The following is a 20617-nucleotide window of genomic DNA, read 5'->3' as shown; positions in this document are numbered from 1 at the left end:
GGATCGTCCTCCGCAAGACTGCACAGGCGCAACTCCAGAACGAGAAAACGAACTTGACCGTTTCGGTCGCAGGAGAGGCGAGGTCGTGAGCGCGACGAGCTACGACGCGTACGAGGGTCTGAACCGGTTAGGACTCGACCGGGCCGGACAGGCCGAGGCGTTCGACACGATCGGCAATCAGTACGAGACGGCCTTTCCACACAAGGAAGGCCAGATCGCCTCCGGCACCTGGTTGAGCGGAGCGCTGCCGGCGGCTTCGCGGATCCTCGACGCCGGCTGCGGAACGGGCCTGCCGACAGCCCGTCAACTCACCGACGCGGGCCACCGGGTCGTGGGAATCGACCTCTCCCCCGGGATGGTCGAACTGGCCCGGGAGAACGTCCCGGGCGCCGAATTCCACCGGTTGGACATCGCCGATCTGCGCGACGGCCAGCTGGGCGGCGCCGGCTCCTTCGACGGAATCGCCGCCTATTTCTCGTTGTTGATGATGCCCCGGGCGGAAATCCCCTGTGCGCTGGGCATGCTGCACGACCTGCTGCGCCCCGGCGGGCTGTTGGCCCTGGCAATGGTCGAGGCCGATATCGACGACTTCCCCCTTCCGTTCCTCGGCAGCACGATCCGGGTATCCGGATATCTGCGGGAAGACCTGCGCCGGGTCGTGCGCGACGCGGGATTCGACATCGTCGGGGAGGACTCGTATGCGTATGCCCCGGCGAGCACGGACGTACCACCCGAAATCCAGCTCTTTCTGCACCTGCGACGCGCCTGAGACGCACCGCTTCGGGCGCGGCCGCTCGGGCGGCGCGCACCGGACGCGGCGCGCCGGCGCCAGCCCCGGACGGACGGAACCCCACGCGTGACGGAGCACCCCACCTCCCATGAAACGCGGCAGTCGGCCCCGACCGCCGCGTCCTCGGCGTCCCCTCCCGCGGGGACGGCCGGTACGGCGCCGCTCGGCGGCGTACCCGACCCGCGCAGCGCCCTCCAGCAGCCCGCCGGTGCCGGCCACGAGCCGGGCCCGGGCACGGGGTTCGCGGTGCGCGGCGGCGACGACTCCGGCTTCGAGGCCGGCGCGGCCGGCCGACGCGCCGCCACGGCCTCCGCGGGTCCGCCGGAGCGGCAGGGGGACGCCGAACCGACCGCGGACCACGGCCCGGCCGGCGACGGCGCGCGGGCGTACGGTGCGGCCCGCGAGTCTCGCGACAGTTCCTACGGCGCGCGCGCCGGGTCGTACGGGGGCTCGTACGACATGTACGGGGAGGTGGCCATGTCCGCTGAGGGACGACCGGGCGGCGTGCCGGACGGGGAGCGCGCGGCGGTCCGGGCGGGCCGGCCGGTGGCGCACGGCGCGTTGGGTCGCGCCGGGGCGCCCGAGCCGGACGAGGAGCCGGGGCACGCGCAACCGCGGCCCGGTGGCGAGGGAGTTGGGCGGCCCCGGGAGGGCAGCGCGGCGTCCCAGGCGCACGGCGGTGAACCGGGGACGGGCGGGCCGCCGCCGGGCCAGCCCCCGGGCGTACGGGGCGGCGGGCCCGGCGGCGCGGAACTCCCGCCCCAGGCGGGGCCGCCGCAGCCGCCCGCGGTGCCGCCGGCCCGCTCGGCGCACCCCGGCGAGGGTGGCGAGGGCCGGGAGTCGACCGCGGCCCGGCAGGCCAGCGGTGACCGGCTGCGGTTCATCGGGGCGGCAACCCGGCGGATCGCGCGCGGGATAGACCTGGACGAGATCGTGCTGGGGCTGTGCCGGGCGACGGTGCCGACGTTCGCCGACGCGATCCTGGTGTATCTGCGCGATCCGCTGCCGGTGGGCGACGAGCGGCCGACCGGCCCGGTGGTGCTGCGGCTGCGCCGTACCGACCGGATCCCGGAGGAGCCGGACACCGGTGGGCTGCGGCTGCCGGTGCTGCCGGCGCAGCCGGATCTGGGGCCGGCGATGGGCGGCAGCGCCGCGGAGCTGTCCGAGGTGCGGGCGGGCGGGCCGCTGGCTGAGGTGCTGCGCGGGGTCCGGCCGCTGTTCGGCGAGGCGCAGGCGGCGCGGGCCGCGCTGCCGGAGCTGCTGGGCCCGGACACCCGCCTGCCGGGCGGCCATCGGGTCATCCTGGCGCCGCTGCGCGGGCGCCGGCGGGTGATCGGCGCGGCGGTCTTCCTGCGCCGCCCGGACCGGCCGGCGTTCGATCCGGACGACCTGCTGGTGGCGGCCCAGTTGGCGACGCACACCGCGCTGGGCGTGGACAAGGCGGTGCTCTACGGCCGCGAGGCGTACATCGCCGACGCGCTCCAGCGCACCATGCTGCCGGACTCGCTGCCGCAGCCGACCGGCGTCCGGCTGGCCAGCCGTTATCTGCCGGCCGCGGAGACCGCCCGGGTGGGCGGCGACTGGTACGACGCGATCCCGCTGCCGGGCAGCCGGGTGGCGCTGGTGGTCGGCGATGTGATGGGCCACTCGATGACCTCGGCCGCGATCATGGGGCAGCTGCGGACCACCGCCCAGACCCTGGCCGGCCTGGACCTGCCGCCGCAGGAGGTGCTGCACCACCTCGACGAGCAGGCCCAGCGGCTGGGTTCGGACCGGATGGCGACCTGTCTGTACGCGGTCTACGACCCGGTGGCGCACCGGATCATCGTCGCCAACGCCGGGCATCCGCCGCCGGTGATGCTGCACCGCGGCGGGCGCGCGGAGGTGCTGCGGGTGCCGCCGGGCGCGCCGATCGGCGTCGGCGGGGTGGACTTCGAGGCGGTGGAGCTGGACGCCCCGGCGGGCGCGACGCTGGTGCTCTACACCGACGGCCTGGTGGAGTCCCGGATCCGGGACGTGTGGACCGGCATCGAGCAGCTGCGCGAGCGGCTGGCCGAGACGGCCCGGCTGACCGGGCCCAATCCCCCGCCGCTGGAGCCGCTGTGCGACGAGGTGCTGGACATGCTCGGGCCCGGCGACCGCGATGACGACATCGCGCTGCTGGCCGCCCGCTTCGACGGGATCGCGCCGAGCGACGTCGCGTACTGGTACCTCGACCCGAAGGCGCAGACGGCCGGGCAGGCGCGCCGGTTGGCCCGCCGGGCGCTGGCCCGTTGGGGCCTGGACGACCTGTCGGACCAGTTGGAGCTGCTGGTCAGCGAGGTGGTGACCAATGCGGTGCGGTACGCGGAGCGGCCGGTGACACTGCGGCTGCTGCGCACCGACGTGCTGCGCTGCGAGGTCGGCGACGACGTGCCGCAGCTGCCACGGCTGCGGAACGCCCGGCCGTCCGACGAGGGCGGCCGGGGGCTGTACCTGGTCAACCGGATGGCGCGGCGCTGGGGCGCGACCCGGCTGAGCATGGGGAAGGTGGTCTGGTTCGAGCTGTCGATGCCGCCGGGGACGCGCCACTGAGGCCGCGGCCCGCGCCGTCACACGTACGGGGACCCGCGCCCGGACCGGGCCGGGTCCCCGTCGGCGTGTTCGGGACTCGACCGGACGCCGGGGACCCCTTGCCGAGGTGCCGCCGGCGGCGTTGACTGCTTGGGTGGGGAACAAAAGGGACCGAACGGGACCAGCCGCCCTCGGAAGGGACTGACGGCCCCGGGCCCACCCACCCCACCGCCAGTCATCGAACGGGAGGCGTTCCTCCAATGAGTAGCACCGCGCGCAACGTCCCGCCCACCACGAACAACGTCGGCATCCCGGTGGAGAGCGACGAGCACTCACTGACCGTGAGCCCGGACGGCCCGATCCTGCTCCACGACCACTATCTGATCGAGAAGATGGCCCAGTTCAACCGCGAGCGGGTCCCCGAGCGGGTGGTGCACGCCAAGGGCAGCGGCGCCTACGGCTTCTTCAAGGTCACAGGCGACGTCAGCCAGTTCACCAAGGCGGACCTCTTCCAGCCCGGCAAGGAAACCGAGATGCTGGCCCGCTTCTCGACCGTCGCCGGCGAGCAGGGCTCCCCCGACACCTGGCGCGACCCCCGCGGCTTCGCCCTCAAGTTCTATACGGAGCAGGGCAATTACGACCTGGTGGGCAACAACACCCCGGTGTTCTTCGTGCGGGACACCATCAAGTTCCAGGACTTCATCCGCTCGCAGAAGCGCCGCCCGGACAACGGGCTGCGCGACAACGACATGCAGTGGGACTTCTGGACGCTCTCGCCGGAGTCGGCCCACCAGGTCACCTGGCTGATGGGCGACCGCGGCATCCCCAAGACCTACCGGCACATGAACGGGTACGGCTCGCACACCTACATGTGGGTCAACGCGGGCGGCGAGAAGTTCTGGATCAAGTACCACTTCAAGACCGACCAGGGCATCGACTTCCTCACCCAGGCCGACGCCGACCGACTGGCCGGCGAGGACGGCGACTTCCACCGCCGGGATCTGTACGACGCCATCGAGAGCGGCAACGCCCCGTCGTGGACGCTGTACGTCCAGGTCATGCCGTTCGACGACGCCCCGGACTACCGCTTCAACCCGTTCGACCTGACCAAGGTGTGGCCGCACGGCGACTACCCGCTGATCGAGGTCGGCCGGATGACGCTCAACCGGAACCCGGAGGACTACTTCATCCACATCGAGCAGGCCGCGTTCGAGCCGTCCAACATGGTGCCGGGCATCGGCCCGTCCCCGGACAAGATGCTGCTCGGCCGGCTGTTCTCGTACCCGGACACCCACCGGTACCGGATCGGCCCGAACTACGCGCAGCTGCCGCCCAACCGCCCGCACGTGCCGGCCCATTCGTACGCCAAGGACGGCCCGATGCGGTTCGACCCGGCACGGACGGCCCGGCCGTACGCGCCGAACTCCTACGGCGGCCCGGCGGCCGACACCGAGCGCTACGGGGAGCCGGCGGGCTGGGAGTCCAGCGGTGCGATGGTGCGCGAGGCGTACACGCTGCGCCGGGACGACGACGACTTCGGGCAGCCGGGCACGATGGTCCGCGAGGTGTTGGACGACGCGGCCCGCGAGCGGCTGGTCAACAACATCGCCGGGCACCTGCTGGACGGGGTGAGCCGGCCGGTGTTGGAGCGGGCGCTCCAGTACTGGCGCAACGTCGACAAGAACCTCGGCGACCGGGTCGCCAAGAAGGTCAACGGCGGCTGATCCGCGCGCGAACAGCGCCGCGGCCCGCACCCCTTGAGGGTGCGGGCCGCGATGCTTTGGGGGGCCGGGCCGGTCAGTTGCCGAGGTTCGGCAGGTTGTTGCCGCCGGTGCTGGTGTTGCCGCCCGGGTTGCCGTTGTTGCCACCCGTGCCGGTGTTGCCTCCGGTGCCCGTGTTACCGCCCGGGTTGCCGCCGGTGCCGCCGTTCGGCGGGCCGGAGCCGCTGTCGGTCGGCGTGGGCCGGCCGGTCGGGCGGCCGGTGCCGCTGTCCGTCGGGGTGCCGGTCGGCGTCGGGGGGCCCGACGGCGTGTGGGTCGGCGTCGGGGTCGTGGTCGGGGTGGAGCTCGGGGTGTGGCTCGGCGTCGAGGTGGGCGGCGGCGGCACCGCGGCGCCCATGTCGGTCTCCAGGTCGAATTCGCCGCCACCGCTGTCGCCGAGCGCGGACTGGGTGTAGTCGGCCCACACCCGCGCCGGGTAGCCGCCGCCGTTGACCCGGCCGCCGCCTCCGGTGCCCTTGAGGGTGACCTGCTTGCCGCCGGTGGGCGACTCGCCGAACATGCCGACCGCGGTGACCAGCTTGGGCGTGTAGCCCACGAACCAGGCCGACTTGTTGTCGTCGGAGGTACCGGTCTTGCCCGCCGCCTTGTAGGAGGCGTTCTTCACCGCGCTCGACGCGGTGCCGTCGTCGACCACGCCGGTCAGGACGGAGGTGACGGTGTCGGCGGTCTTGCGCGAGAGGACCTCGTCGCCGATCGGGTCCTTGAGCGGGACCTCCTTGTCGACGCCGTTCTGGGTGTGCACCGCCTTGACGACCATGGTCGGGGTGACCTTGGTGCCGTGGTTGTCGAGGGTGGCGTAGGCGCCCGCCATCTGGAGCGGGCTGGCGCCCATGGTGCCCAGCGCCATCGCGGGCTGCACCTCGGACTTGGGGACGTTCAGGCCGAGTTGGACCGCGGTCTGCTTGACCTGGTCCAGGCCGACGTCGGCGCCCATCTGCGCGAAGACGGCGTTGACGGAGTTGTTGGTCGCCGTCTGGACGCTGATCTTGCCGTAGGTGCGCTCGTCCTCGTTCGGCGGGGCGAAGGGCTTGGTCCCGCCGACGACCGGGCGGCGGTTGGCGCCGTCGTAGATCGTGTTGGGGGTGATCCGGACGCCGTTCCGGGTCTGCGCGCCGTTCTGCAGCGCCGAGGCCAGGACCAGCGGCTTGAAGGTGGAGGCCGCCTGGTAGTCGGCGCGGGTGGCGTTGTTGGTGTAGTGCTTCGGGTACCCCGCGCCGCCGTACATCGCCACGACGTGGCCGGTCTTGGGGTCCACCGAGGCCGCGCCGAGCTGGGCGTCACGGTCCACCGCGCGCTGGTCGGGCTTCAGGTCGTCGAGGAGCTTCCGCTTGACCGACGCCTCCAGGTCCTTCTGCCGGTTCTTCTCGATGCCGAGGGTGACGGTCCAGCCGCCGGCCTCGAACTCGCCCGGGTCGACGCCCTGGGCGAAGAGCTCCCGCTTGGCCGCGTCGACGATGTAGCTGGTCTGGCCGGTCAGACCGGGCAGCGGCTTGGGCGGCTTGGGCACGTCGAACTTCTGCTTCGCGCGCTCCTCCGGGCTGAGCCACTTCTTCTCGACCATGTTGTTGAGCGTGTACGCCCAACGCTCCTGGACGCGCTGCTTGCCGGCGTCGGAGGCGATGGCCCAGTCGTACTGGTTGGGTGCCTGGAGCAGCGAGGCCAGGTAGGCGCCCTGCGAGACGGTGAGCTTTTCGGAGTCCACGCCGTAGTACGCCTGGGCGGCGGCCTGGATGCCGTAGGCGCCGCGGCCGTAGTAGCTGGTGTTGATGTAGCCGGCGAGGATGTCGTTCTTGGAGAACTTCTGGTCCACCTTGAGGGAGATCACGATCTCCTGGAGCTTGCGGGAGATCGTCTGCTCTTGGCTCAGGTAGTAGTTCTTGACGTACTGCTGGGTGATCGTCGAACCACCCTGCTTGCCCTTGCCGCTCAGGGTGTTGATGACCCCGCGCAGGGTGCCCTTCAGGTCGACGCCGGAGTCCTCGTAGAAGGTCTTGTTCTCGGCGGCGACGAAGGTGTGCTGGACGGCCTTGGGGATCTTGCTCAGCGGGACGGTCTCGCGGTTGACCTGGCCGGCCCGCGCCATGACCGTGCCGTCCGCGTACTTGAAGACGTTGCTCTGGAGCTGCGCGCTCTTGTTGCCTGCGGGCACGCCCACGTAGAGGTACAGCCCGATGAACCCCAGGATGCCCAGCAGGCACACGCCCAGGAACGTGCCGAGGATCTTCTTCCAGGTGAAGAGGCGGCGTATGCCGGACTTCTTCTTGTTCTTTCCAGTCCGGCGGGCACTGCTCTGCGCCGCCCGCCTCGCGTCAGCTCGGCCCATCGCTCGTGCAACTCCAGTCGTTCCGCCCCCGGCATAACTCAGCTGTTGAAGCTAACACCGCATCTGACAACAAATACTCATCGATCAAGGCTTTTCCCTACGTGACAAAGAGCACGGGGATCGAGCGCAACCGTCCGGGCAGTAGCCGCGACCCGCTGGACCGCAGCAGGCCAGCGCGTTAAAGTGCTATCACTTTGCTAGACCAGTGACAGCGCGCGCTGCGGCGCACATCACGCACCGCGGGGCGCGCCATCAAGAGAGAAACGGGGACCACATGACCGCCACGACACCCGCTCCGCACGGCGCCGGGGATGCTCCGGAGATGCCCGAACCGCAGGTCCGCGAGCGGGCCGCGCACAGCATCCCGGGCGGGCTGGCCCTGCTGCTGACCGTTCTGGGCGTCGCCGTCGGCATCGTCGTGATCATCATCGGCGGGGTCCTGGGCAACAAGGGCAACGGCGCGGCCGCCGCCCCGCTGGTGATCGTCGGAATCCTGCTGATGGTTGGCTCGTTCTTCTGCATGACCGGCGTGAAGATGGTGGCGCCGGGCGAGGCGCGGGTGATCCAGCTCTTCGGCCGGTACGTCGGCACCATCCGCACCGACGGCCTGCGGTGGGTCAACCCGCTCACCTCGGCCCGCAAGATCTCCACCCGGGTCCGCAACCACGAGACCTCGGTCCTCAAGGTCAACGACGCGTACGGCAACCCGATCGAGCTGGCCGCGATCGTCGTGTGGAAGGTCGAGGACACCGCCCAGGCGCTCTTCGAGGTCGACGACTTCCTGGAGTTCGTCGCCACCCAGACCGAGGCCGCGGTCCGACACATCGCCATCGAGTACCCCTACGACGCCCACGACGAGGGCGGCCTCTCGCTGCGCGGCAACGCCGAGGAGATCACCGAGAAGCTGGCCGTGGAGCTGACCGCCCGCGTCCAGGCCGCCGGCGTGCAGATCATCGAGACCCGCTTCAGCCACCTCGCCTACGCCCCGGAGATCGCCTCCGCGATGCTCCAGCGGCAGCAGGCCGGCGCGGTCGTCGCGGCCCGCCAGCAGATCGTCGAGGGCGCGGTGGGCATGGTCGAGTCGGCCCTGGAGCGCATCAACGAGCAGGGCATCGTCGAGCTGGACGAGGAGCGCAAGGCCGCCATGGTCAGCAATCTGATGGTGGTGCTGTGCGGCGACCGCGCCGCACAGCCGGTGCTGAACACGGGCTCGCTGTACCAGTGAGCACGGACACCCCAGAGGAGCCCGACGCCGAGCGCGAACGGCCCCCCGCCCGCCGGCCGCAGCAGCGCAAGCAGGTGCTGCTGCGGCTGGACCCGCTGATCCACGACGCCCTGACCCGCTGGGCCGACGACGAACTCCGCAGCGCCAACGCCCAGATCGAGTTCCTGCTGCGCAAGGCCCTGGGCGACGCCGGCCGCCTCCCCCGCGGCGCGGGCGGCCTTCCCCGCCGCGGCCGCCCGCCCAAGCGACGGGAGATAGAGGAGGGGCGGGACGGGGGCGGCGCGTGACGGCGAGCGGCGCCGAGCGCGTCCGGTAGGGACAACTCAACACCGCGTCTATACATCACGCGTATACACCTCATGTAGAGTGCGGAACATGCCCGTGGGTCGGCGCTGCCCTGAGCGCGTCGGCCCTCGTCATGCCCTGCTCGCACTCCCGGAGGCCCACGTATGACCCCGGCCGGTTCCCTGCTCGAAGCCCGCGCGCTGCACAAGGCGTACGGGCCGACGCCCGCGCTCGACGGCGCCGACTTCTCCGTCCACCCCGGCGAGGTCGTCGCCGTCATGGGCCCCTCCGGGTCCGGAAAATCGACCCTGCTGCACTGCCTCGCCGGGATCATCCGCCCCGACTCCGGGGCGGTGCGCTACGGCCCGCACACCCTGACCGACCTCAGCGACGGCCGGCGCAGCGCCCTGCGCCGCACCGACTTCGGCTTCGTCTTCCAATTCGGCCAACTCGTACCGGAGTTGACCTGCCTGGAGAACGTCGCCCTACCGCTCCGCCTCAACGGCACCAAGCGCAAGGAAGCCGAACGCCAGGCCCGCCACTGGCTGGAACGCCTGGAGGTGGACGGCGTCGCGGGCCAGCGGCCCGGCGAGATCTCCGGCGGCCAAGGCCAGCGGGTCGCAGTCGCCCGCGCGCTCGCCGGCCGCCCGCGGGTGGTCTTCGCCGACGAGCCCACCGGCGCCCTGGACTCCCTCAACGGCGAGCGGGTCATGGGCCTGTTGACGGATGCCGCGCGGGAGAGCAACGCGGCCGTGGTGCTGGTCACCCACGAGGCCCGGGTCGCCGCGTACGCCGACCGCGAGGTCGTGGTGCGGGACGGCATCGCGCGGGAGATGGCGGGCGCGGCATGAGCAGCCACACGACAAGCGCCGAGCGCGGGCCGCGCGGGTGGGCCCGGGACCTCGTCATGGGCATGCGCTTCGCGGTCGGCGGCGGGCGCGAGGGGTGGATCCGCACCCTGCTGACCGCGCTCGGCGTGGGGTTGGGCGTGATGCTGCTGCTCACCGCGGCGTCCATCCCCACCATCACCGCGGAACGGAGCGAGCGCCGCCAGGCCCAGGCTCCGGCGCAGGTCGACCGGACCACGCGGCCGAGCGCCGCCACGCTGCTCGTCGGCGACGTGCACACGACGTACCGGACCCAGGCCGTCCGGGGCGAACTCCTGCGCCCGGACGGCCCGAAGGCGCCCGCCCCGCCGGGGGTGGCCGCGCTGCCCAGGCCGAACGAGATGGTGGTCTCCCCCGCGCTGCGCGAACTGCTGCACTCGCCTCAGGGCGCGCTGCTGCGCGAGCGGCTGCCGTACAAGGACGTCGGCCTGATCGCGCAGAGCGGTCTGGTCGGCCCCGCCGACCTCACCTTCTACGCCGGCAGCGACACCCTGACCGAGGCCAACGGCGGCCACCGGATCCCCGGCTTCGGCATCGGCTCCACCAGCGATCCGCTGGACCCCAAGCTGCTGGCGCTGATCATCGTGGCGTTCGTGGTGCTGCTGATGCCGGTGGCGATCTTCATCGGCACCGCGGTCCGGTTCGGCGGGGAGCAGCGCGACCGCCGGCTGGCCGCCCTGCGGCTGATCGGCGCGGACGCCCGGATGACCCGGCGGACCGCGGCCGGCGAGGCACTCTTCGGCTCGCTGTGCGGCCTGTTGGTGGGGGCCGGGCTGTTCCTGGGCGCCCGGCAGCTGGCCTCCAAGATCACCGTCTGGGACGTCTCCGCCTTCCCCTCCGACCTGACCCCGGCCCCGTGGCTGACCGCGGTGATCGCGCTCGCGGTGCCGCTGGCCGCCGTCCTCGTGACGCTGCTGTCGCTGCGCCGGGTGACCATCGAGCCGCTGGGCGTCGTCCGCAGCGGCGCGGCCCGCCGGCGCCGGCTGTGGTGGCGGCTGCCGTTCCTGCTGGCCGGCGTGGCGCTGCTGATCGCCAACGGCAGGCTCAACGCCCCCGGGGGCGGCGTCAATCCGTACCTCGTCGGCGGCGGCGCCGTGGTGTTCCTGCTCGGGGTGACGCTGATGCTGCCCTGGGCCGTGGACGCGGCGGTGGCCCGCCTGCGCCGCGGGACGGTGCCCTGGCAGCTCGCGGTGCGGCGGCTCCAGCTCAGCTCGGGCGCGGCCGCCCGCTCGGTCAGCGGGATCACCGTCGCGGTCGCCGGCGCGATCGCGCTCCAACTGCTCTTCTCCGCGGTGCAGGGCGACTTCATGAAGGTCACCGGCCAGGACCCGACGCGGGCGCAGCTGCAGGCGTCGCTGCCCGCGCACGACATCGGCACGATCCGCACGGCGCAGCGGATGTTCCAGGAGACCGAGGGCGTCCGCGGCGTCATCGCCACCATCGCCTCCAACGCGTCCCGGCCCGGCCCGCAGCGCAAGGGCGAGCCGTTCGTCCCGATCACCCAGCTCGTCTACGGCGACTGCGCCAGCCTGGGCGAGATGGCCCGCCTGGGCTCCTGCAAGGACGGCGATGTCTTCGTCGTCCGGGACCACACCGGCCAGGTCGACACCGACTACATCACCCAGACCGCCCGGCCCGGCGCCACGGTGGACCTCGTCGTGCACAACGAGCAGGGGCCGCCCGTCGCACCCCGGCTGTGGACCGTCCCGAAGACGGCCCGCACGGTCGACTCCCGCCCGGACGCGATGGGCCGCTCCTCCTTCGGCCTCTTCGTCACCCCCGGTGCCCTGGACGGCAGGCTGCTGGACGACCCGCAGGGCCTCGTCCAGCTCAGGATCGACCCGACCGTGCCGGACGCCGTCGAGCACGTCCGGAACACCGCGGCCCGGATCAACCCGGTGATGGGCGTCCATGAGCTGCAAAACGTCGAGCGCGACTCCCAGTTCACCAGCGTGCGCACCTGGCTGCTGGTCGCCTCCACCGCGACCCTGGTGCTGATCGCCGCCAGCATGCTGGTGACGATGCTGGAGCAACTGCGCGAGCGCCGCCGGCTGCTGTCCGTTCTGGTCGCCTTCGGCACCCGGCGGGCCACGCTGGCCTGGTCGGTGCTGTGGCAGACCGCCCTCCCGGTGCTCCTGGGGCTGGCGTTGGCGCTGGCCGGCGGCTGCGGGCTGGGCCTGTCGCTGCTGCGGATGGCCGGGAAGACCAGCTTCGACTGGTCGGTGCTGTGGGCGCCGCTCGCCACCGGGGCCGCGCTGGTGGTGCTGGTGACGGCGCTCAGCCTGCCGCCGCTGTGGCGGATGATGCGGCCCGACGGGCTGCGCACGGAGTGAGGGCGCCGCGGGGTGGCCCGGCCGGCCGGCTCGGCCGCCCCGCCCCCTCGCCCCGCCCTCACCCGCCGGTGTATACCCCGTGCGTATACACCGGCGATACACCCCGGAGTAAGGTGGTCCGCATGTCAATCGGTCATACGCTGCTGGGCCTTCTGGAGTCCGGCCCCCGCCATGGCTACGACCTCAAGCGGGCCTTTGACGAGCACTTCGGGCAGGACCGCCCGCTGCACTACGGGCAGGTCTACTCGACCATGTCCCGGCTGCTCAAGAACGGTCTGGTCGAGGTCGACGGCGTGGAGGCCGGGGCCGGCCCGGAGCGCAAGCGGTACGCCATCACCGACGCCGGGATCACCGACGTCGCCCAGTGGCTGGCCCGACCGGAGAAGCCCGAGCCGTACCTCCAGTCGACCCTCTACACCAAGGTCGTGCTGGCCCTGCTGACCGAGCGGGACGCGGCCGAGCTGCTCGACACCCAGCGCACCGAGCACCTGCGGCTGATGCGCGGCCTGACCGAGCGCAAGCGCTCCGGCGACCTCGCCGACCAACTGATCTGCGACCACGCGCTGTTCCACCTGGAGGCGGACCTGCGCTGGCTGGAGCTGACCGCCGCCCGCCTGGACAAGCTGGCCGAGGCGGTCAGATGACGCCCGAGGGATCCCTGCTCGCCGCGGAGGGCCTCAGCAAGGCGTACGGGCCGACGCCCGCGCTCGACGGCGCCGACTTCTCCGTCCACCCCGGCGAGGTCGTCGCCGTCATGGGCCCCTCCGGCTCCGGCAAGTCGACCCTGCTGCACTGCCTCGCCGGGATCATCCGCCCCGACTCCGGCACCGTCCGCTACGGCCCGCACACCCTGACCGACCTCGGCGACGCCCAGCGCAGCGCCCTGCGCCGCACCGACTTCGGCTTCGTCTTCCAATTCGGCCAACTCGTACCGGAGTTGACCTGCCTGGAGAACGTCGCCCTGCCGCTCCGCCTCAACGGCACCAAGCGCAAGGAAGCCGAACGCCAGGCCCGCCACTGGCTGGAACGCCTGGAGGTCGAGGGCGTGGACCGGCAGCGGCCCGGCGAGATCTCCGGCGGCCAGGGCCAGCGGGTCGCAGTCGCCCGCGCGCTCGCCACCACCCCCCGCGTGCTCTTCGCCGACGAGCCCACCGGCGCCCTGGACTCCCTCAACGGCGAGCGCGTCATGGGCCTGCTCACCGACGCCGCCCGGGACACCAACGCGGCCGTGGTGCTGGTCACCCACGAGGCCCGGGTCGCCGCCTACTCCGACCGGGAGATCGTCGTCCGCGACGGTCGGGTGAAGGATCTGGCGGGCCCGGTATGACCCTGCTCCACCCGCGGACCGGCACCAACGGCGCGCGGAGCGTCGGCGTGCCCACCACCCCCCGCTCCGGCCCGCTCACCTGGGCCCGCGACCTCGCCCTGGGCATGCGCTTCGCGGTCGGCGGCGGCCGGGAGGGCTGGATCCGCACCGCCCTGACCGCCGCCGGCGTCGCGCTCGGCATGGCGGTACTGCTGTGCAGCGCCTCCGCCCCGACCCTGATGAACGCCTGGCACGGCCGGGAGAAGGCCCGCGAGAACCTCGGCCAGGCGCACCCGCCGCCGCGCAGCGACCGCACCGTCCTCTACGGCTCGGCGGACACCACCTTCCACGGCACCGCCATCCGCGGCCGCCTGGTCCGCCCGGACGGCGCGCACCCGCCGGTGCCGCCCGGCATGGACCACCTGCCCGGGCCGGGCCGGATGCTGGTCTCCCCGGCCCTGAAGAAGATGCTGGACGACCCCGGCAACGCGCTGCTCCGCGAGCGCCTGAGCACCTACCGCATCGCCGGCGTGATCGGCGACGAGGGCCTCAAAGGCCCGCGGGAGTTGACCTTCCTCGCGGGCAGCGACACCCTCCACGAACCCGACGGCTACCGCATCGACCACTTCGGCAAGAACTGGGAATCACAGCCGCTGACGGCGCCCGGCCTGGTCCTGGTGATCATGACCTGCGTGGCGCTGCTGACCCCGGTGATGGTCTTCCTCGGCACCTCCGTCCGCTTCGGCAACGAGCGCCGGGAACGTCGGCTGGCCGCCCTCCGCCTGGTCGGCGCCGACGTCCGCACCACCCGCCGGATCGCCTCCGGCGAGACGCTGCTCGGCTCGCTGCTCGGGCTGGTGGGCGGCACCGCGCTGTTCCTCGCCGGCCGCCAACTCGCCCCGGCCATCACCCTGTGGGACATCAACGTCTTCCCCTCGGACGTCACGCCCGAGCCGCTCGTCGCCCTGCTGATCGCCGTCCTTGTGCCGACCTGTGCGGTGCTGGTCACCCTCGTCGCCCAGCGCGGCATCACCGTCGAACCACTGGGCATCGTCCGCCACCGCCCGCCGGTCCGCCGCCGGCTGTGGTGGCGGGTCGCGCTGCCGCTCGTCGGCGCGGCGCTGCTGGTCCCGATGGCCGTCGACCCCGGCCCGGTCGACGATCCGTTGGAGACCACCCGGCTGGCCGCCGGCGCGACGCTGCTGCTGTTCGGCGTCACCGCGCTGCTGCCGTGGCTGGTCGACCGGGTCGTCGGCCTGCTGCGCGGCGGCCCGGTGCCCTGGCAGCTGGCCGTCCGCCGCCTCCAGCTCAGCAGCGGCCCGGCGACCCGCGCGGTCAGCGGCATCACCGTCGCGCTGGCCGGGGCGATTGCCATCCACATGCTGATGACCGGTATGCAGGGCGGGTTCGCCGCCGCCTACGCCAAGTCCGGGCGACTGCCGCAGATCACTTACTGGGGCAGTGCCCAGAGCTGGCCGGAGACCGAGCGGGCGCTCTCCGCGCTGCGCGCCACTCCCGGGGTCACCGATGCCCGCGGCGTCATCAGCATCATCGCCGGCGGGATGCCCACCCCGGGCCAAGACCCCAGCCGCGACCTCTCCGTGAACGTCGCCGTCGGCAGCTGCACCGAGCTGCGCAAGCTGGCCGCGCTGCCGTCCTGCCGGGACGGCGACGTCTTCCTCACCGACGCCAACGCGCGCGCCTCCCTCAAGGAGAGCGGCCCCGTCCCCGGCACCCTCCTCGACCTCAACCAGCGGCGCAGTCACGACGATCAGCGCCACACCCCCGCCCCCTGGACGATCCCGACGGACGCCCGCGCCGCCAAGCTCCTCCCGGTCGACGACGGCCGCCCCGTCTACTACGACCTGCTGCTGACCCCCTCGATCCTCGACTCGGCCCGGTTCGTCGAGCCGAACGTGCAGATGCTCGTCCGCTTCGACCGCGGCACCCCCGACGTGCTCGAACACATCCGCAACACCGCGGCCCGGATCAACCCCGCGATGTACGAGGGCTCCTCCTTCGACAACCCGCACGACGCGCAGTACGGCGGCATCCGCAACGCGCTCTTCATCGGCGCCGTGGTCACCCTGCTCCTGATCGGCGCGGGCCTGATCATCTCCACCGTCGAGCAGCTCTACGAGCGCCGCCGACTGCTCTCCACCCTCGACGCGTACGGCACCCGCCGCGCCACCCTCGGCTGGTCCGTGCTGTGGCAGACCGCCCTCCCGGTCGTCCTCGGCCTGGGCCTGGCGCTCGCCTGCGGCCTGTCCCTGGGCTCGCTGCTGCTCGGCATCATCGGCCACGGGGTGGTCGTCGACTGGCCGGTGGTCGCCGGCATGGTCGGCATCGGCGGCGCCGTCATCCTCTTCGTCACCGCGCTGAGCCTGCCGCCCCTGTGGCGCATGATGCGGCCCGACGGCCTGCGCACGGAGTGAGGCGTCCCCCATCGAACGAACATTTTCGTACGGGACGGGGACGGCCGTCTCTGCCTACGATGATGGCCTCGACACCAGCCACTAGGAGGCGCCATGTCTGCCGCAGCGGTCGAGCACCCCTGTGACGGTAAGCCACCGACTCTGCTCGACGAGGCCGAGAGGCTCGCTGAGCGGAACCCCGGCTATCGAATCGAGATCCTCGGGGGAGTAATCACCGTGACCCCACCGCCCGACGGCCCCCACGGACTGTCGCTGACCGACCTCACCTTTGCCTTCGCCCCCTTGCACGGTGGCGGATCTCACGTGATCCAAGGCATCGGTCTGTGGCTCCCAAGCGGCCCGTACGACTTCGCAGTACCGGATCTGGCAGTCGTCGATGCTGACTTCAGGGATCACCTAATCGAGAACAACTGTTATTCCCCCGATGTCTTCCGCATGGCGCTTGAGGTCACCTCGTCCAACTACAACTCTGACCTCAAGATCAAGGTCGCTGCCTACGCCAACGCCAAGATTCCGGTGTACGTGATCGTCGACCGCAAGCACGAGCGCCTGCACGTCCTGCAAGACCCCCTCGCCAACGAATACGGCCAACACCGCCTTTACGCCCCGGGCGAGCAAGCCACTCTCCCCGGCTCCATCGGCGACGCCGAAGTCACGCTCGACGTCGCAGCGATCCTCGAAGCCGCCCACCCCTAGGGCGTCAAGCGCTCACAACCCGCACCGGCAACCCCCGCATGGCCCCCCGCAACGCCCGTGCGAACTCCTCGAATTCGGGCTGTCGCGCCGAGCCACTGCGCATCGCCAGGGCGATCCGCCTGGCCGGCGCCGGGTCCGCGAAGTAGCCCGTCGTCAGCAGGTCGTTGCGGGCGGTCTCGACCCGAAGTGCCGTACGCGGCAGGAGCGTTACGCCCAGCCCGCCGGCCACCAGCTGCACCAGCGTGGAGAGCCCGGCCGCGCTCGTCGTCACCGGCGCGTTCTCGTCCCGCCCCGCCTCCCGGCAGACGTCGAGCGCCTGATCGCGCAGGCAGTGCCCCTCGTCCAGCAGCAGCAGATCGAGCTCCTTCAGCGCCGCGCGCGGGATGTCGCCGCGACCGCCGAGCCAGTGGTCCTGGGGCGCGACCAGCACGAAGTCCTCGTCGAACAGGGGGATTTCGGTGACCTGGGGAACGCCGAGCGGCACCGCGAGCAGCAGCAGATCGAGCCGGCCGTGCGCCAGACCGTCCAACAGCGAGGCGGTCTGCTCCTCATGGACCTGGAGGTCGAGGTCGGGATAGGTGTCGTGGACCAGCCGCAGGACGGTGGGGAGCAGATACGGGGCGACGGTGGGGATGACGCCGAGCCGGAGCACGCCGGTGAAGGGCGCGCGGGCCGCCTCCGCCTCCTCCAGCAGCGCGCCGACCGCGTCCAGCACCGTACGGGCGCGGGCCGCCACCCGCTCCCCCGCCGGCGAGAGCAGCACCTTGCGGGTCGTACGCTCCAGGAGCTGCACGCCCAGGGTCTCCTCCAGCGCGGCGACGGCGCCGGAGAGCGCGGGCTGGCTCATGCCGATCTCGGCCGCCGCCTCCCGGAAGTGCAGGTGCTCGGCGACCGCGACGAAGGCCCTCAGCTGGGCCAGGCTGGGCTGACGGGTCCGTCCGCCGGGACTCGTAGGAGAAGCCACTGATAACCACCTCCGATCAACATCCACAAGTCTAACTATTTCCCTGATCAATGCCTCCTGTGGCACTGTGGATCCCGTCCAAGCCTCAAGGAAAGACCAGAAAGACCCCATAGGGGACTTTCTTGCAACAAGGAGAGCGCGTGCTCACTGTCGGTGACAAGTTCCCCGAGTTCGACCTGACCGCCTGCGTCTCGCTGGAGAAGGGCGCGGAGTTCGAGCAGATCAACCACAAGACCTACGAGGGCAAGTGGAAGATCGTCTTCGCCTGGCCCAAGGACTTCACCTTCGTGTGCCCGACCGAGATCGCGGCCTTCGGCAAGCTGAACGACGAGTTCGCCGACCGTGACGCCCAGGTCCTCGGCTTCTCCGGCGACTCCGAGTTCGTGCACCACGCCTGGCGCAAGGACCACCCGGACCTGACCGACCTGCCCTTCCCGATGCTGGCCGACTCGAAGCACGAGCTGATGCGCGCCCTGGGCATCGAGGGCGAGGACGGCTTCGCGCAGCGCGCCGTCTTCATCGTCGACCAGAACAACGAGATCCAGTTCACCATGGTGACCGCCGGCTCCGTCGGCCGTAACCCCAAGGAGGTCCTGCGGGTCCTGGACGCCCTGCAGACCGACGAGCTGTGCCCCTGCAACTGGAGCAAGGGCGAGGACACCCTGGACCCGGTCGCCCTGCTGGCTGGTGAGTGACACCCATGTCCCTCGATGACCTGAAGTCCGCGGTTCCGGACTACGCCAAGGACCTGAAGCTGAACCTCGGTTCGGTGATCGGCAACTCCGATCTGCCGCAGCAGCAGCTGTGGGGCACGGTGCTCGCCTGCGCGATCGCCTCGCGCTCCCCCAAGGTGCTGCGCGAGCTGGAGCCGGAGGCGAAGGCCAACCTCTCCGCCGAGGCGTACACCGCCGCCAAGTCGGCCGCCGCCATCATGGCGATGAACAACGTCTTCTACCGGACGCGCCACCTGCTCTCCGACCCGGAGTACGGCAACCTGCGCGCCGGTCTGCGGATGAACGTCATCGGCAACCCCGGCGTGGACAAGGTCGACTTCGAGCTGTGGTCGCTCGCCGTCTCCGCCATCAACGGCTGCGGCATGTGCCTGGACTCGCACGAGCAGGTGCTGCGCAAGGCCGGTGTCGAGCGCGAGACGATCCAGGAGGCCGTCAAGATCGCGGCGGTCCTCCAGGCCGTCGGCGCCACCCTGGACTCCGAGGCGGCCCTCGCCGAGTGAACCTCGTCGAGTAGGCCAGCCGAGGCGGGCGCCCTCCGACGCCCGGTCGTCTGACGCAAAGACCCCCGCGGACCTCGTGTCCGCGGGGGTCTTTGCGTGCGGGCCGTGGGCCCTCGGGTCAACTCCTAGGTCCTGTCCGAGGGGTGTTCGGGGTGGCGCGGCGGCGGGGTCGGGGCCACCGCCATCGCGGTCGCACCGCGCGGCGGCACCGTCATCCGCAGCGCCCGCTCCTGCGAGTACGCCCGCAGATAGCCGACGACGGTGTTGGTGACGGCCACCAGCGGAACGGCCACCACCGCGCCGCCGATGCCGGCGATCAGGCTGCCCGCGGCCACCGAGAGGATCACCGCCAGCGGATGCACCCGCACCGCCCGGCCGAGGATGAACGGCTGGAGCACATGGCTCTCGATCTGGTTCACCGCCAGCACCACCGCCAGCACCAGCAGCGCCGTGAACACCCCGTCGTGCCCCGCGACCAGCGCGACCACGCACGCCAGCGCGCCCGAGACCACCGCGCCGATCAGCGGGATGAACGCGAAGAGGAAGACGAAGACGGCGAGCGGCACGGCGAGCGGCACGTCGAGGAAGTAGAGCCCGATGCCGATGAAGAAGGCGTCGATCAGGGCGACCAGGACCGTGCCGCGGATGTATGCGGTCAGCGTCCGCCAGGCGCGCGGCCCGGCGCCGGCCACCCCCGGACGGGCCTCGGCCGGGACCAGCTTGAGGAACCACTCCCAGATGCGCCGGCCGTCGTAGAGCAGGAACAGCGTGGTGAACATCGCCAGCACGATGCCGGTGAACATCTCCAGGACGACCGTGACGCCCTCCAACCCGGCGGACGTTATGGCCTCGGTGTTGGCACCGACCGCGTCCTGGAGGTTCTTGGCGATGTGGTTGATCTGGCTCTCGGTCACATGGAACGGGCTCTTCAGCAGCCAGCCCTTGAGCTCGGTGATGCCCTCCTGGATGCGGCTGGACACCGAGTCGATGTTGCCCTGGACCTGCCACACGACGAACCAGCCGACCAGGCCCATCACCACGAAGCCGCCGATGAACGTCAGCGCACTGGCCAGCCCGCGCGGCACGTTGCGCTGGCGCAGCCACGCCACGGTGGGCTGGAGCAGCGCCGTGATCAGCAGCGCGGCGACGAAGGACAGCACCACCAACGAGACGGCGGTGATCGCCTTCGCCAGCACCCACACGGTGCCGGCCAGCACCAGAAGCCGCCAGCCGGCCTCGGCCGCGACCCGCACGCCCCAGGGCACCGCGGCCACCGGGTCCGGGCGGGCGGCAACGGCCGGCGCGTAGGCGGGCGGTGCGGGGACCGCGCCCGGCGACCGGACGGCGGCGGTGGCCGGCGCCGGCTCCTCCGCCTCCCGCCGCGGCACGTCAGGCCCGCCCGCACGCCCACCGTCGACGTCGTCCACAACGGTCACGGGGGCCGCGGGAGTCACGGGCGGTGTCGCAGGAGGCGCAAGGGGCATGGGGGGCGCGGCGGGCGCGGCGGGCACCGCCTCCGGCGGCCACGTGGCCGTCGCGGTGCGCCCGCCCGGAGCGTCACCGCCCGCGGGGTGCTCCGTCGGGGCGCCGGCCACCGGGGTGCGCAGCACGTCCCGGTCCACGTGCCCGGCGTACCCGAGCTCTTCCCGTTCGGCGGCCTCCGCCGCGGCCTCCGCGCGGCGGCGCTGTTCCTCCAGCCGCTGCGAGAGCCGCGTCAGGCCGGCGCCCAGGCCGCCGACCCACTGAGGCAATCTGGACATGTCGCTTCCTCTTCCCCGCCCTTACCGCCATCTGACGTCACGACG

General features: G+C 72.0%; 16 protein-coding genes. 13 read left to right on the top strand and 3 right to left on the bottom strand.

All coding sequences use genetic code 11. The annotated features are described in order from the left end of the window. Positions 1-85 precede the first annotated feature (85 nt). The 3 genes from ACFVFQ_RS26585 (at position 86) to ACFVFQ_RS26575 (ending at position 5067) form a co-directional block, all read left to right on the top strand. Positions 86-769: a class I SAM-dependent DNA methyltransferase gene (locus ACFVFQ_RS26585; protein WP_383420411.1), complete on the top strand. Its 684-nt coding sequence runs from the start codon at positions 86-88 to the stop codon at positions 767-769. An 87-nt stretch (positions 770-856) separates the two neighbouring features. After that, positions 857-3364, top strand: a complete 2508-nt coding sequence (locus tag ACFVFQ_RS26580) for a SpoIIE family protein phosphatase (protein WP_383420409.1) — start codon at positions 857-859, stop codon at positions 3362-3364. Positions 3365-3603: 239 nt separating this feature from the next. Next, a complete protein-coding gene (locus tag ACFVFQ_RS26575) occupies positions 3604-5067 on the top strand; it encodes a catalase (RefSeq protein WP_383420407.1) in 1464 nt (487 codons plus the stop codon). 73 nt (positions 5068-5140) lie between these two features. On the opposite strand, the gene ACFVFQ_RS26570 is transcribed toward ACFVFQ_RS26575, so the two are convergent. Beyond that, positions 5141-7447 (bottom strand): transglycosylase domain-containing protein, encoded by a 2307-nt coding sequence (locus ACFVFQ_RS26570; protein ID WP_383420405.1) that lies wholly within the window; start codon positions 7445-7447, stop codon positions 5141-5143. A gap of 274 nt (positions 7448-7721) precedes the next feature. Here ACFVFQ_RS26570 and ACFVFQ_RS26565 point away from each other — a divergent pair, with 274 nt between their 5' ends. From ACFVFQ_RS26565 to ACFVFQ_RS26530, 8 genes are all read left to right on the top strand, one after another. Next, positions 7722-8672, top strand: coding sequence for an SPFH domain-containing protein (locus tag ACFVFQ_RS26565; protein ID WP_383420403.1), 951 nt, complete (start codon positions 7722-7724; stop codon positions 8670-8672). Then, positions 8669-8959 (top strand): hypothetical protein, encoded by a 291-nt coding sequence (locus ACFVFQ_RS26560; RefSeq protein WP_383420401.1) that lies wholly within the window; start codon positions 8669-8671, stop codon positions 8957-8959. The genes ACFVFQ_RS26565 and ACFVFQ_RS26560 overlap by 4 nt, the downstream gene beginning before the upstream one ends. Positions 8960-9121: 162 nt before the next feature. After that, positions 9122-9808, top strand: a complete 687-nt coding sequence (locus ACFVFQ_RS26555) for an ABC transporter ATP-binding protein (protein WP_383420399.1) — start codon at positions 9122-9124, stop codon at positions 9806-9808. Next, on the top strand, positions 9805-12177 hold the full coding sequence (locus ACFVFQ_RS26550; RefSeq protein WP_383420397.1) for an FtsX-like permease family protein: 2373 nt from the start codon (positions 9805-9807) through the stop codon (positions 12175-12177). The genes ACFVFQ_RS26555 and ACFVFQ_RS26550 overlap by 4 nt, the downstream gene beginning before the upstream one ends. Before the next feature lie 122 nt (positions 12178-12299). Then, entirely contained in the window at positions 12300-12821 is a 522-nt protein-coding gene (locus ACFVFQ_RS26545; RefSeq protein ID WP_274913578.1) for a PadR family transcriptional regulator, read from the top strand. Next, entirely contained in the window at positions 12818-13504 is a 687-nt protein-coding gene (locus ACFVFQ_RS26540) for an ABC transporter ATP-binding protein (RefSeq protein WP_383420395.1), read from the top strand. The genes ACFVFQ_RS26545 and ACFVFQ_RS26540 overlap by 4 nt, the downstream gene beginning before the upstream one ends. Then, entirely contained in the window at positions 13501-15918 is a 2418-nt protein-coding gene (locus ACFVFQ_RS26535; protein WP_383420393.1) for an FtsX-like permease family protein, read from the top strand. Before ACFVFQ_RS26540 ends, ACFVFQ_RS26535 begins: the two co-directional genes overlap by 4 nt. Before the next feature lie 93 nt (positions 15919-16011). Next, positions 16012-16614 (top strand): Uma2 family endonuclease, encoded by a 603-nt coding sequence (locus ACFVFQ_RS26530; RefSeq protein ID WP_383420391.1) that lies wholly within the window; start codon positions 16012-16014, stop codon positions 16612-16614. 4 nt (positions 16615-16618) lie between these two features. Here the strand turns inward: ACFVFQ_RS26530 and ACFVFQ_RS26525 are convergent, their stop codons facing one another. Further along, on the bottom strand, positions 16619-17578 hold the full coding sequence (locus ACFVFQ_RS26525) for a LysR substrate-binding domain-containing protein (protein ID WP_383420389.1): 960 nt from the start codon (positions 17576-17578) through the stop codon (positions 16619-16621). A gap of 140 nt (positions 17579-17718) precedes the next feature. On the opposite strand from ACFVFQ_RS26525, the gene ACFVFQ_RS26520 reads away from it, so the two are divergent. Next, entirely contained in the window at positions 17719-18273 is a 555-nt protein-coding gene (locus ACFVFQ_RS26520; protein WP_274913583.1) for a peroxiredoxin, read from the top strand. Between the two features lie 5 nt (positions 18274-18278). Beyond that, positions 18279-18812: an alkyl hydroperoxide reductase gene (locus ACFVFQ_RS26515; protein ID WP_383420386.1), complete on the top strand. Its 534-nt coding sequence runs from the start codon at positions 18279-18281 to the stop codon at positions 18810-18812. A 125-nt stretch (positions 18813-18937) separates the two neighbouring features. On the opposite strand, the gene ACFVFQ_RS26510 is transcribed toward ACFVFQ_RS26515, so the two are convergent. Continuing rightward, positions 18938-20572 carry an AI-2E family transporter gene (locus ACFVFQ_RS26510; RefSeq protein ID WP_383420384.1) on the bottom strand — a complete coding sequence of 545 codons (1635 nt, stop codon included), beginning with the start codon at positions 20570-20572 and terminating at the stop codon, positions 18938-18940. Between the last annotated feature and the right edge of the window lie 45 nt (positions 20573-20617).

The organism is Streptomyces sp. NPDC057743, assembly GCF_042798755.1.
GTDB lineage: Bacteria > Actinomycetota > Actinomycetes > Streptomycetales > Streptomycetaceae > Streptomyces.
This window is presented reverse-complemented; position numbering and strand designations above follow the sequence as displayed.